Genomic DNA, 15,775 nt, shown 5'->3' on the forward strand with positions numbered 1-15,775 from the left:
CAGTTCCTCATTTTCTTATATAAATTAACTTGAGATCATCGCCGACAGGTTCGCAAGATTGCAGTTGCCATAAAGGCGCATCGGCAAGTTGCGTTAAATTAGGCAAATGGCATAAATCTCTGGCTTGATCGCCTAACAATTTTGGCGCCATGTAAATAATCAGTTCATCCACCAGATTTTCAGCAATTAATGCGCCTGCCAACGTCGCACCCGCTTCCACCCAAAGGGTGTTAATTTGACGCTTGCCTAACTCTGCCATCAATGACTGCAAGCGCGTTTCACCTTGGTTTCTGTCTAATTTTAAGTAATCCGTAAAGGGCGGAAAATCTGTCAGCGAATAATCCTCTTCGCCCACCAACCAAACCGGTGATTCCGTTGAAAACACCTTAAAATCCGACCGCACTTTATGGCTAGAATCCAAAATCACACGCACCGGTTGGCGTAGTTTTTCTTGTGCATAGCTGGCTTTTACGTCAAGCGGCAATTCTTCCCAACGCACATTTAAGCTGGGATCATCCGCCAGCACCGTTTGTGAAGTCGATAAGATCGCGGAAGCTTTGGCACGATATTGCTGCACATCCGCCCTTGCCTGCGCGCCGGTAATCCATTTGCTTTCGCCACTTGCCATGGCCGTTTTGCCATCAATACTCATGGCCAGTTTTAATTGCACGAAAGGTTTGCCGGTACGCATGCGTTTCAAAAAGCCTTTATTTAGCTGTTCGGCATTTTCTTCCAATAATCCCACCGCACTTTGAATGCCTGCATCGCTTAAAATCTGTAACCCTTTGCCCGCCACTTGTGGGTTCGGATCGCACATCGCCGCAATCACTTTACTCACGCCGGCTTCAACTAAGCCTTTCGCACAAGGCGGCGTACGCCCAAAATGAGAACAGGGTTCTAAGGTGACATAAGCGGTTGCACCACGTGCCTTTTCCCCAGCTTCACGTAATGCCATCACTTCTGCGTGTGGCTCACCGGCTTTCGCATGAAATCCTTTGCCGACAACCTCGCCGTCTTTCACCAAGACGCAACCCACGGAAGGATTTGGCGTTGTGGTGAATTCACCCTGTTTGGCTAAATCAAGCGCCAGTTGCATAAAAGCGGCATCTTGTGGGCTAAATGGTTCGTTCATCAATGATCCTTTAAGTTTTCGATTTCTTGGCTAAATTCGTTGATGTTATCAAAACTCAAATAGACGGAGGCAAAACGGATATACGCCACTTTATCTAAATTCTTTAATTCTTCCATCACTAACGTACCCACCAATTTACTTGGCACTTCACGCTCACCGGTCGCGCGCAATTTATGAATAATGCGGCTAATGGCTTTTTCCACATCGTCCGCACTCACGGGGCGTTTTTCCAAGGCGTGTTGAATACCTCGACGTAATTTATCTTCATTAAACGGCTCACGATTACCGTTATTTTTAATCACTTTCGGCACAATTAGTTCTGCCGTTTCAAAGGTCGTAAAACGTTCGTGGCACTGACCGCACTCTCTGCGGCGACGTACCTGAAAACCGTCAGAAACCAAACGACTGTCAATCACTTTGGTTTCTTCTGTCGAACAAAAAGGACAACGCATACTTGTCTCCCATCATAAATAGCGAAAAAAACAACCGCACTTTGGCGTAAATAGCGCGGTTATTTTACAAATTATTTGCACAAAATGCGGTATAAAAAACAAAAATTTTTAAGTTTTACTTCACGCTAATCGTTTATAGCAAACGCAAGTAAACCGTAATTTCTTCCCGATCGTGATACAGGTGTTTTGCCTGTAACTGGAATTTTAACCCTTGCTGCGACAATTTATCCGCAATAAATTGCAGACATTGTTGTACTTCCGCATAGCGTTTTTTCATCGGTAGCTTCAAATTAAAGATCATGCTATGACACCAACCGTTCAACAGCCATTTCACCATTAACTCGGCAATTCGGCTTGGCTGCTCTACCATGTCGCACACTAGCCAATCAATTTTACGTCGTTTCGGCGGCTGAAACTTAAAGCCATCTTCCGCACAATGCTCAATGCGCCCCGTATCATGCAGACTGGCTGCCATTTTGCCGTGATCGACGGCATATACAAATAAACCACGTTTCACTAACTGATATGTCCAACCGCCCGGGCAAGCACCGAGATCCACGGCATACATGGTTTCGTTAAGCAATTCCGCTTCTTTTTGGCGCGGAATAAAACTCAAAATCGCCTCTTCCAATTTTAATGTAGAGCGACTTGGTGCATCTGCCGGGAATTTTAGGCGTTGAATGCCCATTAAATGGGCGGAATGATTGTGATTGTAAGAGTAGCCCACATAACAAGTATTATTTTGTAAGAAAAAAACATGCAATGTCAGACCGCTCTTTAAGTTACTTTTTGCATTTAGCCAGCCTTGCTTTTTCAACGCTTGGCGCAGTGGCACAGTGAATTTACGGCAAAATCCAAGCAATTCCTTCGCTTCATTCGTATCGGCAGTTTCTACCCATAATTCATTGCTGTTTGTTAATGGGATGGTCTCCGCAATCTGTTGATATTGCTGAAGAATCGGTGTGATGCGATCCTGTTGTGGTAAATCCGTCAGCAAATCGGAAACCACGATCATTTGACGGGCAAAAATCAGCTGTTGAAAGGGCAATTCTCGTGCCAATAAATCGGCTTCGCCGGGCTGATAACATTCAAAAATTACATAGCCGCTGTTTTCGGTCACACGGGCGAAGCCAAAGACGCCTTTTTCTGCTGCTTTATCGGTGATTTCTGCCGCCAACTCGCGCTCAAATCCCATCCGACAATATAATGCCAACTTATTCATTTTCTTGTTTATTTTCTTCTTGATTAATGGTTTGAATAATCCAGGAACGGAACGCCACAATGCGCTCATCATTACTGTTATCTAAATGATTGACCACATAAAAGGATTTCGGATCCCGCAAATGGGTATCAAATACCGGTTGTAAATTGCCGTTGTCTAGCTCTTGTTGCGCTAAAATACGATTGGCAAGCACAATGCCTTGTTCATGAATTGCCGCTTGCAAGGCCATGAAGGTATGACTAAAGATTGGGCCTTGCTGAATATTCAATTCTTCCAATGCCAAATAATTTGCCATATGTTGCCAATTATCGCGGGCATGAATGTGCAACAAGGTATGATGTTTTAAATCCTGTGGCTGATGAATTGGTTTTTGTGCCAATAATTTCGGTGCAGCAAGCACCAGTAAATCCTCTTCCACCAAACGATCCACTTGTAAGTTATCCCAGTTGCCTTTGCCGTAATAAATCGCAATATCAATGTCTTGGCTAAGCAAGCCTTCATCTTGATCGACACCTTTTAAGCGTACTTCAATGTCGGGATATAATTTATTAAATTCGCTTAAACGTGGCACCAACCATTGAATACCAAAAGTTTGCGGCACACTGATGGTTAAATGTTTATCATTTTTTAAAGCGAATAATTTATCCGTCGCCTCCGCTAAACGGTGCAGAATTTTGGTGATGTCCGCATAGTAGGCTTTGCCAAAATCAGTTAACTCCAGCGCACGATTTTTACGTTTAAATAACGTAACGCCTAAGAAATCTTCCAAAATTTTTATTTGATGGCTAATCGCTGCTTGCGTCACAAATAATTCATCCGCCGCTTTCGTGAAACTTAAAAATCTCGCGGCTGACTCAAATGCTTTTAGCGAATTTAAAGGTGGCAAACGTTTATACATGTTATTTCCCAATGATTCATTTCTTAGAAAAAATTTAAATCAGATTACTTTTTTTTATCAATCTAATAAAAAAATCTCTTTTGCCCGTTATACTTATTCTACTTAAAATGAAACCATACTTAAGTCACAATTTCTTAACTGTTAAGATTTTCGAATTAAGTATGATGTTGTGTTTGCATATTGTTTGGTTTTTCCAAACCAAAGTAACGAAAGTTACTTTTTCTTTTCATTTCCTGTATTTTTGGCATTTTCGCCAGACACCGCTCCTAAAAGAGCGGTGTTTTTTATGGGCGATTTTAACATAGTTCTGCTGTTATTTCCTGCCCTATTCCTCTTCCACAAACGAGAGTCTTCCCACTTAAACTTTTCATTTGTTTTTACGACTAAAATATTTTCAATCCTGATGGAATGGTGTAGATTAAAAACGACTTAAATCTCAATCTATATTAAGGAAAAACCATGTCAGACTTACTTGATTGGAAAAATCTCGGATTCAGTTATATCAAAACAGATTATCGTTTTATCGCCCATTGGAAAGACGGCAAATGGGACAATGGTGAATTAACCACTGACAGCACATTGCATATTCACGAAGGTTCCACCGCGCTGCATTACGGACAACAATGTTTCGAGGGCTTAAAAGCCTACCGTTGCAAAGACGGTTCAATCAACCTTTTCCGTCCGGATCAAAATGCGAAACGTATGCAAAACACCTGCGATCGCCTGTTAATGCCACAAGTTCCGACAGAATTATTTATCCGCGCCTGTAAAGAAGTGGTCAAAGCCAACGAAAAATGGCTTGCGCCATATGGTAGCGGGGCCACACTTTATCTTCGTCCATTCGTTATCGGTGTCGGTGAAAACATCGGCGTACGCCCCGCACCGGAATACATTTTCTCCGTTTTCTGTTGCCCGGTAGGCGCCTATTTCAAAGGTGGTATGAAACCGTCTAATTTCTTGGTAACCGATTATGACCGCGCTGCACCACATGGTACCGGTGGCGTCAAAGTGGGCGGAAACTATGCTGCAAGTTTATTACCACATGAACTTGCCGCTGAACGCAAATTTGCTGATGCCATTTATCTTGATCCGAAAACCCATACCAAAATTGAAGAAGTGGGCGCGGCAAACTTTTTCGGTATCACACGCGATAACAAATTCATCACGCCACTTTCGCCATCCATTTTGCCAAGTATCACCAAATACTCACTGCTCTATTTAGCCAAAGAACGCTTAGGCATGGAAACCATTGAAGGTGATGTCTATATCAATGAATTAGACCAATTCGCCGAAGCGGGTGCTTGCGGCACAGCTGCGGTTATTTCACCTATCGGCGGCATTCAATATGGCGATGACTTCCACGTTTTCTATTCAGAAACTGACGTGGGTCCAATCACTAAACGCCTTTATGAAGAACTTACCGGCATCCAGTTCGGTGACGTAGAAGCACCGGAAGGTTGGATTGTAAAAGTAGATTAATTTCTGCTTTCCAAAGGATAAAAGTGCTGTCAAATTCGACCGCACTTTTTATTTACATCCGAAAAAAATCCCCATAACCTTAGGGCTACGGGGATTTTTTATTTTCCAGTTGAATTATGGATTAACAAATTTTTCGCCTAATTCAATATCTGCACGCAATGTCGGTAACATAGCGTCTAACGCTTGTTGCTCAAACGCGCTGAGTTTACCGATTGGCAGAATTTCTTCTACGCCTTCTTTACCGAAACGAATCGGTTGAGCAAAGAAGCGAGCATATTTGCCATCGCCTTCCACATAGCTACATTCAATCACCGTTTCGCCTTGTAATCCGCGTACTACCGCATTTGCAAAACGTGCCGCAGCTTGAGCCATGGATAAGGTTGCAGAACCGCCACCAGCTTTAGCATTCACCACTTCAGTACCGGCGTTTTGAATACGTTTAGTTAATGGTTCAATTTCTTCCTCTTTCCATTCAGCGTATGGCACTTGAGATAATAAAGGAAGAATGGTCACGCCGGAGTGTCCGCCAATCACCGGCACGGTTGTACGATAAACGTTTAAGCCTTTTAATTCGGCAACAAAGGTTTCTGAACGAACTACGTCCAATGTGGTCACGCCAAATAATTTACGTTTGTCATAAACACCGGCTTTTTTCAAGACTTCTGCTGCAATCGCAACGGTAGTATTTACCGGGTTGGTAATGATCCCAATGCATGCTTTCGGACAGGTCACAGCGACTTTTTCAATTAAGTTACGTACGATGCCTGCGTTAATGTTGAATAGATCTGAGCGATCCATTCCCGGTTTACGTGCTACACCGGCAGAAATCAGCACGACATCCGCGCCTTTTAATGCAGGTGTCGGATCTTCACCGGCAAAACCTTCCACTTTAACCGCGGTCGGAATGTGGCTGATATCCACAGCAACGCCCGGGGTTACCGGTGCAATATCATAAAGTGATAGCTCGGAACCTGCCGGCAACTGTAGTTTCAGCAATAATGCTAATGCTTGACCGATACCGCCTGCGGCACCTAAAACTGCAACTTTCATTTCATTCTCCTCATGTAGTAAGAAATGGGTAGTTAAAAATTTGTAAAAATTGTACGCCTACCAACGTTTAAATTCAAACAGACAAATTCAAATGTGCGATCTAACTCAAATTTTTTCTTTTTCCCCCGTAAAAAAGGTCATAAAAAACGCCTTAAATTTCCACCGCACTTTCACCTTATAAAGTAAATATTTATTTGCTAAAAACGCTATTTTTATGCAAAATTCAGCCACTTTAATCTGATAAGAGAAAGGTTCATGTTAAACGAAAATCCGGATAACCTGACAAAAGCATTCAAGGATCTATTGCGCCAAGAAAAATACGGTTCACAAAGTGAAATCGTCACCGAATTACATAAAATGGGATTTAGCTCGGTTAATCAATCGAAAGTCTCCCGTATGCTCAGTAAATTTGGGGCGGTTCGCACCCGTAATACCCGCATGGAAATGGTCTATTGCTTGCCAAGTGAGTTAAGCGTGCCAAATACGCGGAGTTCCTTAAAAGATTTAGTGTTAGACATTGATCATAACAACATGTTGATCGTCATTCGAACAACACCGGGCGCAGCACAACTTATCGCGCGTCTGCTGGATTCCGTGAGTAAAATGGAAGGCATTTTGGGCAATATTGCTGGGGATGACACCATTTTTGTGACACCAACCAAAGAAACTGACATCAATAACTTAATGTTGCGTATTCAAGACTTATTCGAAAATACCCTTTAAGTTCGACAAAAACAGAAAAACTGCATGAAAATTCTCATTACTGGAGCTACCGGTTTTATCGGAAGCGCGTTGATTCCTTCATTATTGGCGAAAAATCATCAAATTACCGCCTTGGTGCGCCATCCGGCAAAAGCCAAACAGCAACTCTCCTATCACATTGAATTCATTAATACATTAGATTACTTTCAGCATTTTAATCAGTTTGATGCGGTCATTAATTTAGCCGGAGAACCGATATTTTCTCGTCGATGGACAACCACACAAAAAGAGCGGTTAGAATCTAGCCGCATTTCATTAACAGAAAAACTGGCACACCTGATAAATCGTAGTGACGATCCGCCTCAATGTTTTATTTCCGGTTCCGCCACGGGTTATTACGGTGATTGGGGTGAACAACGGATTGATGAAAATACGCCAACGGCAGATCATTTTGCCGCTCGCTTATGTCAACAGTGGGAAGCCGCAGCCTTAAAAGCCAACACGCGAGTATGCCTCGTGCGCACGGGTATGGTGCTTGGTACAAAAGGTGGTGCATTGGCAAAAATGTTGCCGTTATATCGTTGTGGCTTAGGTGGAAAACTAGGTTCCGGCAAACAGTTCTGGGGTTGGATTGCCTTAGAGGATATGGTACGTGGCATTTTATTTTTATTGGAAAATACCGATTGCCGGGGCGCATTTAATTTCGTTGCACCACATGCCATACGTAACGCCGAATTTAATGTGTTATTAGGTGAAACCTTGCGCCGCCCTCACATGGCAACCGCACCGGCATTTATATTGAAACTGCTGCTCGGTGAACGTGCAGATTTATTACTCGACAGCCAAAATCTCATACCGCAACATTTGCTAGCTCAAGGGTTCCAGTTTGAGCATCCTGATCTTGCTCAATTCCTCCAGAAAGAAATCGTTGCTAAATAAAATCTCTCGAATTTTCCACCGCACTTTTCCAAAATACGCTTTTCGACGTATAAAAAAGTGCGGTGGTTTTTGCTAGAATTTCTCCCAATTTTTTATTGTTCTTAAGCCCATAAATGGCGATAATACACCGCTTATACGAACGAATTGAACGCTATGACACATTACATTCTACTGATCATCGGCACGGCATTGATTAATAACTTCGTGTTGGTGAAATTCCTTGGACTCTGCCCTTTTATGGGCGTCTCAAAAAAAATCGAAACCGCTATCGGCATGGGCTTGGCAACAACCTTTGTCCTGACAGTGGCGGCGCTTTGCTCCTATTTAGTGGATAATTATATTCTCGCGCCATTAAATGCGACTTTTTTACGCACACTCGTCTTTATTTTAGTGATCGCCGTGGTGGTGCAATTCACCGAAATGGTGATCAATAAAACCAGCCCAATGTTATATCGTTTATTAGGGATTTTCCTACCGCTCATTACCACCAACTGTGCTGTGCTTGGCGTGGCATTGTTAAACGTTAATCTTGCGCATAATTTAACGGAATCGGTGGCTTATGGCTTTGGTGCCTCTGCCGGTTTTGCCTTAGTTTTAGTCTTATTTGCCGCATTGCGTGAGCGTCTGGTTGCCGCTGATGTGCCGATGCCATTTCGCGGGGCGTCTATCGCCTTGATTACGGCAGGCTTAATGTCTCTCGCCTTCATGGGCTTTACCGGATTGGTGAAACTATAATGGCGACTTTCTATTATGTTCTCATTGCCATTGTTGTATTGGCGCTGATTTTCGGCGCCATTTTGGGCTTTGCGTCAGTAAAACTGAAAGTCGAAGCCGATCCTATTGTCGAAAAAATTGATGCGATTTTACCGCAAAGCCAATGCGGACAATGTGGCTATCCCGGTTGCAAACCCTACGCAGAAGCCATTGCCAATGGGGATATAATTACGAAATGTATTCCGGGCGGCAGACCAACTGTCATTAAAATTGCCGAACTCCTTGGTGTTGAACCACCGGAAACAGACGATTTAGCAGAAGATCCTACACCGAAAGTCGCCTTTATTGACGAGAATATGTGTATCGGCTGTACCAAATGTATTCAGGCTTGTCCAGTGGATGCCATTATCGGTAGCAATAAACTCATGCATACCATCATTCCTGATTTATGTACCGGTTGCGAGCTTTGTGTTGAGCCTTGCCCAACGAGCTGTATTTCCATGATTAAAGTCGAAAAAAATATTGATACTTGGGATTGGAAATTCGATCCTAATCTAGTAATTCCGATTGTTGATACCACATCGGCTGAAAAGAAAATCATTGTGGGGAAATAAATGGCGGATGTATTAACACGTTTCAACAGTGGCAAACTTTGGGAATTTGATGGTGGCATTCATCCACCGGATATGAAGTCCCAATCTAACGGCACGCCTATTCGCACGCTTCCTCTGCCCGATGATTTTTATGTCCCGCTAAAACAACACGCCGGGACAGCAGGAAACCTATTGGTAAAACCCGGTGATCGCGTACTCAAAGGACAACCACTGACACAAGGTGATGGCTGGCGCACCTTACCTATTCATGCACCAACCTCCGGTACAGTCATTGCTGTAGGCCCTTATGTCGCTGCGCACCCATCCGGATTGACAGAAACCTGCGTACATATTCAAGCAGACGGCTTGGATCAATGGCGACCACAAATGCCAATCGAGGATTTTTTCACCCAAACTCGGGAACAGCTGATTGAAAAAATTTATCAAGCAGGTATTGCCGGCTTGGGTGGCGCGGTATTCCCGACAGCCGCCAAAATTCACTCTGCTGAAAAACAGGTTAAACTGCTGATTATTAACGGCGCAGAATGTGAACCCTACATCACCTGCGATGATCGCTTAATGCGCGATTACGCCGGTGAAATCATCGAGGGCGTGCGTATTTTGCGTTATATTTTGCGCCCTGAAAAAGTCGTTATCGCCATAGAAGACAATAAACTTGAAGCCGTATCCGCCTTAGAACGTGCGTTACATGGCGCGAATGATATTGAAATCCGCGTCATTCCGACTAAATACCCTTCCGGCGCGGCAAAACAACTCATTCAAGTACTGACCGGCATGGAAGTACCAAGCGGACAACGCTCTTATAGCATTGGTGTACTCATGCAAAACGTGGGAACCGCCTTTGCCATTAAACGTGCCGTACTTGATGACGAGCCTTTAATTGAGCGCGTTGTCACCCTCACCGGCGATAAAATTCCTAATAAAGGCAATTATTGGGCACGCTTCGGTACCCCAATTTCTCATTTATTGCGCGAAACGGGCTACCAATATGACGACCGTTTCCCGGTCTTCATGGGCGGTCCAATGATGGGCGTCATTCTACCTGACTTAAATGCGCCGATGACCAAAGTGGCAAACTGCTTATTGGCACCGGATCATTTTGAATATGCGCCACCGGAACAGGAAAAAAGCTGTATCCGTTGTTCTGCCTGTTCCGACGCTTGCCCGGTAAAACTGATGCCGCAGCAACTCTATTGGTTTGCGCGAAGCGAAAATCACGAAAAATCGGAAGAATATTCTCTCAAAGACTGTATTGAATGTGGTGTGTGCGCCTATGTTTGCCCAAGCCACATTCCGCTTATTCAATATTTCCGCCAAGAAAAAGCCAAAATTTGGGAAATTAAACATAAAGCAAAATTAGCAGAAGAAGCGAAGATCCGTTTTGAACAACGCCAAGCCCGCCTAGAACGGGAAGAACAAGAGCGCAAAGCGCGTTCTCAACGAGCCGCTGCAGCACGCCGTGAAGAATTAGCACAGCAAAAAGGCGTCGATCCGGTCGCTGCTGCCTTAGAACGTTTAAAAGCGAAAAAAGCCGAGTCTGCAGAAAATGCGCAAATTGAGCAAAAAACCCTTATTGATGAAAAAGGCCATATTCAGCCTGACAATAGCGACATCATGGCACAACGCAAGGCACGCCGATTAGCTCGTCAAGCGGAAACCGTAGCATCTGCCGAATCGGCTACAGCTCAAAGTGCGGTTCCAATTTCAGATGAAAAATCAGCAGAAACGGATCCACGCAAAGCCACTATTGCGGCGGCTATCGCACGTTCTAAAGCGAAAAAAGCCGTTCAGCGAGGGGAACTCGTAACCTCTACCGAACCTGAAACAGCACAAAGTGCGGTTCAAATTTCAGATGAACATCCGGCAGAAACGGATCCGCGCAAGGCTGCGATTGCTGCCGCGCTCGCGCGTGCCAAAGCGAAAAAAGCGGCGCAGCAAGGGGAAACCGTAACCTCTGCCGAACCGGCAACAGACCAAAGTGCGGTTCAAATTTCAGATGAAAATCCAGCAGAAACGGATCCGCGCAAAGCTGCGATTGCTGCCGCACTCGCGCGTGCCAAAGCGAAAAAGGCCGCACAACAGGTACAACAAAATGAACAGGATTAAGGAATATACATGTTTAAGATGATCAGTTCACCCCACACCCATTCAGGTAAACTCACGGCGCGCGTGATGTTTTGGGTGATTCTCGCCATGATTCCGGCAATCATTTTGCAAATTTATTATTTTGGATTTGGCGTATTGATTCAATCAGCGTTAGCCATCGGACTGGCGTTATTGCTGGAATGGAGCGTCTCGCTATTACGCAAAAGACCGGCGCTGAGCGATATTTCTGATTTTAGCGTCATTTTAACCGCACTGATTCTTGCTGTGGCGATTCCGCCTTATGCGCCTTATTGGATTATTCTTATTGGCACATTTTGTGCGGTGATTTTGGGCAAGCACGTTTATGGTGGTTTGGGACAGAATCCGTTTAACCCTGCCATGGTGGGTTATGTGGTGCTGCTCGTATCGTTCCCATTACAAATGACCACTTGGATGCCGCCCATTGCGTTATTGGCGGAGCCGCCGACCTTTCATGATGCGGCATTGTTGATTTTCTCCGGACTGACTTCCGACGGTTTTAGTCTTCATCAATTAACGGCGTCCATTGACGGCATTACGCAAGCGACACCGTTAGATACCGTACGAACCTTTTATTCTTCTGCAAGTTCCTGCATAACCGATGCGATATGTTCCGAAGCGGCATTTTATGAATTGACTAACTTACCGATTTTCACGCAAAACGGTTGGGATTTTGCGCAAGGTTGGTGGCAAATTAACTTGGCCTTTTTACTAGGTGGCATCTTTTTAATACTGAAAAAGGTGATTCACTGGCAAATTCCGGTGGCGATGCTAGGAAGTTTTACGCTATTGAGCTTGCTCACCGAACTCTTCGGCAACGGTGCACACTTAACCGCACCGGCACAGTTATTCAGCGGTGCCATGATGTTCGGTGCATTTTTTATCGCCACCGATCCTGTTACCTCCTCTATTACGCCACGAGGCAAACTGGTATTTGGTGTTCTCGTGGGGAGCTTACTATATTTAATCCGTTTTTACGGCAATTACCCTGATGGTGTCGCATTCGCTATTTTACTCAGTAACATTTGTGTGCCATTAATTGACCACTACACCCGTCCGCGCGTTGCCGGCCATCGGAAATAAGGACTTCGCCATGCAAACCATTAAAGTTACTTCAAAATCCGCTATGTTGTTAGCGTTCGTGGCATTTTGTTGCACGGCAATGTCCAGTGGGGTTTATTTTTTAACTAAAGATAAAATCGCTCAAGCAATGCAAGAGCAACAACGCGCGTTGTTATTGCAAGTAATTCCACAGGATTATTTTACCAACGATTTAACACAAGATTGTTATGTTCCGAAAATCGATGCATTGCAAAATGTCGCTATTCAAAAAATCTGTACAGCCAAAAAAGACGGCAAAATCACCGCTTATGCCTTTGAAAGCGTGGCCCATGACGGTTACTCCGGTGATATTCGTATTTTAGTCGGCATGAAACCGGACGGCGAAGTGCTTGGTGTGCGAATTACAGAACATCATGAAACACCGGGGTTGGGCGATAAAATCGAAACGCGCATTTCCAATTGGATTTTGAGTTTTGATCATCAAGTCATCAGCCAAGAGAAAGCGGCAGAATGGGCGGTAAAAAAAGACGGTGGGAAATTCGATCAATTTGCCGGCGCCACAATTACGCCACGTGCCGTTGTCAACCAAGTAAAACGCGCGGCACTTGCCATGTTGGATAACTTGCCGAAAGAGAAAGAATAATGGATAAATTAAATGAGACCGTAGAAACCTCACAAGCAAATGACACTCAAAGTGCGGTTAATATTTCAGATAAAAATAACATTTGGAAAACAATCTTCATTCAAGGCATTTGGACCAACAACTCTACGGTGGTACAACTGCTTGGCTTGTGTCCATTATTGGCAGTCTCCAACTCCGTCACCAATGCTCTGGGTTTAGGTTTAGCCACTATGCTGGTGCTTACTTGTACCAACACGGTGGTATCCATTTTCCGTAAACACATTCCAAATGCAATTCGTATTCCGATTTATGTCATGATCATCGCCAGCACAGTAACGGTGGTGCAATTACTGATGAACGCTTATACTTACGAACTTTATCAATCGCTCGGCATTTTCATTCCGCTTATCGTCACCAACTGTATTGTAATCGGTCGTGCGGAGGCTTTCGCCTCTAAAAACAGCATAGCCCATTCTGCATGGGATGGTTTTTCTATGGGATTGGGCATGTTGCTTGGTTTAGTCGCCCTTGGTGCTATCCGTGAAATTATCGGCAACGGCACCCTGTTTGACGGCATTGAAAATCTGCTAGGCGATTGGGCGGCATTTATGCGAATTGAATTTTTCCATAGCGACAGTAATCTGCTACTTGCCATTCTTCCACCAGGAGCGTTTATTGGACTGGCATTGTTATTAGCCTTAAAAAACATCATAGACAGTAAAAAATAATGAATAAAGAAAAAAGAATTGAGATTCTAAAACGTCTGCGTGCCGCAAATCCGCACCCAACAACGGAACTGAATTTCAGCTCGCCCTTTGAATTATTAATTGCGGTGATTTTGTCGGCACAAGCCACCGATAAAGGGGTGAATAAAGCGACGGATAAGCTGTTTCCCGTTGCCAATACGCCACAAGCGATTTTGGCATTGGGCGTAGATGGCTTAAAGGAATACATTAAAACTATCGGCTTATTTAACAGCAAAGCAGAAAACATCATTAAAACCTGCCGTGACTTAATTGAAAAATATAACGGCGAAGTCCCGGAAGATCGCGAAGCCTTAGAAGCACTTGCGGGCGTAGGAAGAAAAACCGCGAATGTCGTTTTAAACACCGCATTCGGACACCCAACTATCGCCGTGGATACCCATATTTTTCGCGTATGTAACCGCACCGGCTTTGCTCCCGGCAAAGATGTGGTGAAAGTCGAAGAAAAATTGATTAAAGTCGTGCCCGCCGAATTTAAAGTGGACGTCCACCATTGGTTAATCTTGCACGGACGTTACACTTGCGTAGCACGTAAACCTCGCTGTGGTGCGTGCATGATTGAAGATTTATGTGAATATAAAAATAAAACAGAATATTAAAAATACAGGAAAACTTATGACAACAAAATCAGAAAGACAAACTTGGTCCAGTCGCTTAACTTATGTGCTTACCGTTGCCGGCGCAACCGTAGGCTTTGGTGCAACATGGCGCTTTCCTTATTTAGTGGGAGAACACGGCGGCGGTGCCTATGTCATGCTGTTCTGTTTAGCCATGATTTTAATTGGGATCCCGATGATTTTAGTGGAAAACGTGATTGGCCGTCGTTTACGTGTCAACTCCATTGATGCCTTCGGTGACAAAATCCACGATAAAGGTGAAGGCATTTCAAAATACTGGAAAATCATCGGCTACATGGGCTTACTCGGTGCATTCGGGATCATGGCTTATTACATGGTGCTTGGCGGCTGGGTAATTACCTATATCGTCAATCTCATCAGTGGTACTCTCGATATTTCTTCGCCGATCACCAAAGACGTAGCTAAAGATTTCTATGACTTACACATCAGTAACAGTCCGGTGGAAATCATCATGTTCACCGCACTTTTCGTATTGGTGAATTACATTATTTTGGCAAAAGGCATTATCGGTGGTATCGAGCGCTCAGTGAAATACTTAATGCCATTGCTGTTTATTTTCTTAATCGGCATGGTCATTCGCAACGTGACCTTACCGGGCGCCATGGAAGGGATTACGTTCTACCTCAAACCGGATTTCTCCAAAATCACCGCTGAATTATTTATTTTTGTATTAGGTCAAGTGTTCTTCGCTTTAAGCTTAGGTTTTGGTGTGTTAATCACCCTTTCTAGCTACTTAAATAAAGAAGAAAATTTAATCCAAACGGCGGTTATCACTGGTTTCACTAACACTATTATCGCCGTGTTAGCCGGCTTCATGATTTTTCCATCCTTGTTCACTTTCGGTATTGAACCAAACGCAGGCCCAACCTTAGTGTTCCAAAGCTTGCCGATTGTGTTCTCCCATTTATGGGCGGGTAAATTCTTTGCGATTATCTTCTTTGGCTTATTGCTTATCGCTGCGTTGACCACATCAATCACCATTTACGAAGTGATTATTACAGCCCTGCAAGAAAAACTCAGAATGCGTCGTAGCAAAGCCATTATCTTAACCCTCGGCGGGATTTTCCTTTTAGGTAACGTGCCGGCAATTCTCGGCGACAATCTGTGGAAAGACGTGACCTTCTTCGGTAAAAGCATTTTCGATGCCTTCGATTTCGTCAGCGGCAATATTCTGTTTATGTTAACCGCACTTGGTTGCGCGCTTTTCGTTGGTTTCGTCTTAAAAGATGAAGCGAAAAAAGAGCTGTCACCAACCCCAAATTCTACGTTTACCAACATTTGGTTTAACTATGTGAAATTTGTCGTGCCGTTTATTATTTTGGTAATTTTTATTAGTAATCTGATTTAACAAAAAAAGTGCGGT

The 15,775-nt window shown here is 44.0% G+C and carries 16 protein-coding genes; 11 read left to right on the forward strand and 5 right to left on the reverse strand.

Features of this window, described 5'->3' with window-relative positions; all coding sequences use genetic code 11:
• Positions 1 to 7: 7 nt before the first annotated feature.
• From ribD to HMPREF9064_RS04190, 4 genes are all read right to left on the reverse strand, one after another.
• On the reverse strand, positions 8 to 1,132 hold the full coding sequence (ribD, locus tag HMPREF9064_RS04205; RefSeq protein WP_006718477.1) for a bifunctional diaminohydroxyphosphoribosylaminopyrimidine deaminase/5-amino-6-(5-phosphoribosylamino)uracil reductase RibD: 1,125 nt from the start codon (positions 1,130 to 1,132) through the stop codon (positions 8 to 10).
• Positions 1,132 to 1,584, reverse strand: a complete 453-nt coding sequence (gene nrdR / locus HMPREF9064_RS04200; RefSeq protein ID WP_006718479.1) for a transcriptional regulator NrdR — start codon at positions 1,582 to 1,584, stop codon at positions 1,132 to 1,134. Before nrdR ends, ribD begins: the two co-directional genes overlap by 1 nt.
• A 133-nt stretch (positions 1,585 to 1,717) precedes the next feature.
• The gene (gene rlmM, locus HMPREF9064_RS04195; protein WP_006718481.1) at positions 1,718 to 2,806 is read right to left on the reverse strand and encodes a 23S rRNA (cytidine(2498)-2'-O)-methyltransferase RlmM; all 1,089 of its coding nucleotides are present in this window, start codon (positions 2,804 to 2,806) and stop codon (positions 1,718 to 1,720) included.
• On the reverse strand, positions 2,799 to 3,704 hold the full coding sequence (locus tag HMPREF9064_RS04190; protein ID WP_006718483.1) for a transcriptional regulator GcvA: 906 nt from the start codon (positions 3,702 to 3,704) through the stop codon (positions 2,799 to 2,801). Before HMPREF9064_RS04190 ends, rlmM begins: the two co-directional genes overlap by 8 nt.
• Before the next feature lie 459 nt (positions 3,705 to 4,163).
• On the opposite strand from HMPREF9064_RS04190, the gene HMPREF9064_RS04185 reads away from it, so the two are divergent.
• A complete protein-coding gene (locus tag HMPREF9064_RS04185) occupies positions 4,164 to 5,183 on the forward strand; it encodes a branched-chain amino acid aminotransferase (RefSeq protein WP_006718485.1) in 1,020 nt (339 codons plus the stop codon).
• Positions 5,184 to 5,297: 114 nt separating this feature from the next.
• Here HMPREF9064_RS04185 and mdh read toward each other — a convergent pair whose 3' ends face one another.
• Complete coding sequence (mdh, locus tag HMPREF9064_RS04180) at positions 5,298 to 6,233, reverse strand: malate dehydrogenase (RefSeq protein ID WP_006718486.1); 936 nt, start codon at positions 6,231 to 6,233, stop codon at positions 5,298 to 5,300.
• Between the two features lie 255 nt (positions 6,234 to 6,488).
• Here mdh and argR point away from each other — a divergent pair, with 255 nt between their 5' ends.
• From argR to HMPREF9064_RS04130, 10 genes are all read left to right on the forward strand, one after another.
• Positions 6,489 to 6,956 carry a transcriptional regulator ArgR gene (argR, locus tag HMPREF9064_RS04175; RefSeq protein ID WP_006718490.1) on the forward strand — a complete coding sequence of 156 codons (468 nt, stop codon included), beginning with the start codon at positions 6,489 to 6,491 and terminating at the stop codon, positions 6,954 to 6,956.
• Between the two features lie 24 nt (positions 6,957 to 6,980).
• Entirely contained in the window at positions 6,981 to 7,874 is an 894-nt protein-coding gene (locus tag HMPREF9064_RS04170; RefSeq protein ID WP_006718492.1) for a TIGR01777 family oxidoreductase, read from the forward strand.
• 153 nt (positions 7,875 to 8,027) lie between these two features.
• Positions 8,028 to 8,609, forward strand: a complete 582-nt coding sequence (gene rsxA, locus HMPREF9064_RS04165) for an electron transport complex subunit RsxA (RefSeq protein WP_006718494.1) — start codon at positions 8,028 to 8,030, stop codon at positions 8,607 to 8,609.
• Entirely contained in the window at positions 8,609 to 9,202 is a 594-nt protein-coding gene (gene rsxB, locus HMPREF9064_RS04160) for an electron transport complex subunit RsxB (protein WP_006718496.1), read from the forward strand. The genes rsxA and rsxB overlap by 1 nt, the downstream gene beginning before the upstream one ends.
• Positions 9,203 to 11,308, forward strand: a complete 2,106-nt coding sequence (gene rsxC, locus HMPREF9064_RS04155) for an electron transport complex subunit RsxC (protein ID WP_006718499.1) — start codon at positions 9,203 to 9,205, stop codon at positions 11,306 to 11,308.
• 9 nt (positions 11,309 to 11,317) lie between these two features.
• Complete coding sequence (rsxD, locus tag HMPREF9064_RS04150) at positions 11,318 to 12,409, forward strand: electron transport complex subunit RsxD (RefSeq protein WP_006718501.1); 1,092 nt, start codon at positions 11,318 to 11,320, stop codon at positions 12,407 to 12,409.
• 10 nt (positions 12,410 to 12,419) lie between these two features.
• A complete protein-coding gene (gene rsxG / locus HMPREF9064_RS04145) occupies positions 12,420 to 13,031 on the forward strand; it encodes an electron transport complex subunit RsxG (protein ID WP_032997895.1) in 612 nt (203 codons plus the stop codon).
• Positions 13,031 to 13,738, forward strand: coding sequence for an electron transport complex subunit E (locus tag HMPREF9064_RS04140; RefSeq protein ID WP_006718506.1), 708 nt, complete (start codon positions 13,031 to 13,033; stop codon positions 13,736 to 13,738). Before rsxG ends, HMPREF9064_RS04140 begins: the two co-directional genes overlap by 1 nt.
• Positions 13,738 to 14,373: an endonuclease III gene (nth, locus tag HMPREF9064_RS04135; protein ID WP_006718508.1), complete on the forward strand. Its 636-nt coding sequence runs from the start codon at positions 13,738 to 13,740 to the stop codon at positions 14,371 to 14,373. The genes HMPREF9064_RS04140 and nth overlap by 1 nt, the downstream gene beginning before the upstream one ends.
• Before the next feature lie 16 nt (positions 14,374 to 14,389).
• The gene (locus HMPREF9064_RS04130; protein WP_032997896.1) at positions 14,390 to 15,760 is read left to right on the forward strand and encodes a sodium-dependent transporter; all 1,371 of its coding nucleotides are present in this window, start codon (positions 14,390 to 14,392) and stop codon (positions 15,758 to 15,760) included.
• Positions 15,761 to 15,775: the final 15 nt, after the last annotated feature.

This window comes from Aggregatibacter segnis ATCC 33393 (assembly GCF_000185305.1).
Lineage (GTDB): Bacteria > Pseudomonadota > Gammaproteobacteria > Enterobacterales > Pasteurellaceae > Aggregatibacter > Aggregatibacter segnis.

Bases quoted from the DNA above. Each gene is read 5' to 3' on its own strand.
- rsxD (WP_006718501.1), top strand. From the start codon at position 11,318: ATGTTTAAGATGATCAGTTCACCCCACACCCATTCAGGTAAACTCACG.
- rsxC (WP_006718499.1), top strand. From the start codon at position 9,203: ATGGCGGATGTATTAACACGTTTCAACAGTGGCAAACTTTGGGAATTT.
- mdh (WP_006718486.1), bottom strand. From the start codon at position 6,233: ATGAAAGTTGCAGTTTTAGGTGCCGCAGGCGGTATCGGTCAAGCATTA.
- ribD (WP_006718477.1), bottom strand. From the start codon at position 1,132: ATGAACGAACCATTTAGCCCACAAGATGCCGCTTTTATGCAACTGGCG.
- HMPREF9064_RS04170 (WP_006718492.1), top strand. From the start codon at position 6,981: ATGAAAATTCTCATTACTGGAGCTACCGGTTTTATCGGAAGCGCGTTG.
- HMPREF9064_RS04185 (WP_006718485.1), top strand. From the start codon at position 4,164: ATGTCAGACTTACTTGATTGGAAAAATCTCGGATTCAGTTATATCAAA.
- rsxB (WP_006718496.1), top strand. From the start codon at position 8,609: ATGGCGACTTTCTATTATGTTCTCATTGCCATTGTTGTATTGGCGCTG.
- HMPREF9064_RS04130 (WP_032997896.1), top strand. From the start codon at position 14,390: ATGACAACAAAATCAGAAAGACAAACTTGGTCCAGTCGCTTAACTTAT.
- rlmM (WP_006718481.1), bottom strand. From the start codon at position 2,806: ATGAATAAGTTGGCATTATATTGTCGGATGGGATTTGAGCGCGAGTTG.
- argR (WP_006718490.1), top strand. From the start codon at position 6,489: ATGTTAAACGAAAATCCGGATAACCTGACAAAAGCATTCAAGGATCTA.
- nrdR (WP_006718479.1), bottom strand. From the start codon at position 1,584: ATGCGTTGTCCTTTTTGTTCGACAGAAGAAACCAAAGTGATTGACAGT.
- HMPREF9064_RS04190 (WP_006718483.1), bottom strand. From the start codon at position 3,704: ATGTATAAACGTTTGCCACCTTTAAATTCGCTAAAAGCATTTGAGTCA.
- HMPREF9064_RS04140 (WP_006718506.1), top strand. From the start codon at position 13,031: ATGGATAAATTAAATGAGACCGTAGAAACCTCACAAGCAAATGACACT.
- rsxA (WP_006718494.1), top strand. From the start codon at position 8,028: ATGACACATTACATTCTACTGATCATCGGCACGGCATTGATTAATAAC.
- rsxG (WP_032997895.1), top strand. From the start codon at position 12,420: ATGCAAACCATTAAAGTTACTTCAAAATCCGCTATGTTGTTAGCGTTC.
- nth (WP_006718508.1), top strand. From the start codon at position 13,738: ATGAATAAAGAAAAAAGAATTGAGATTCTAAAACGTCTGCGTGCCGCA.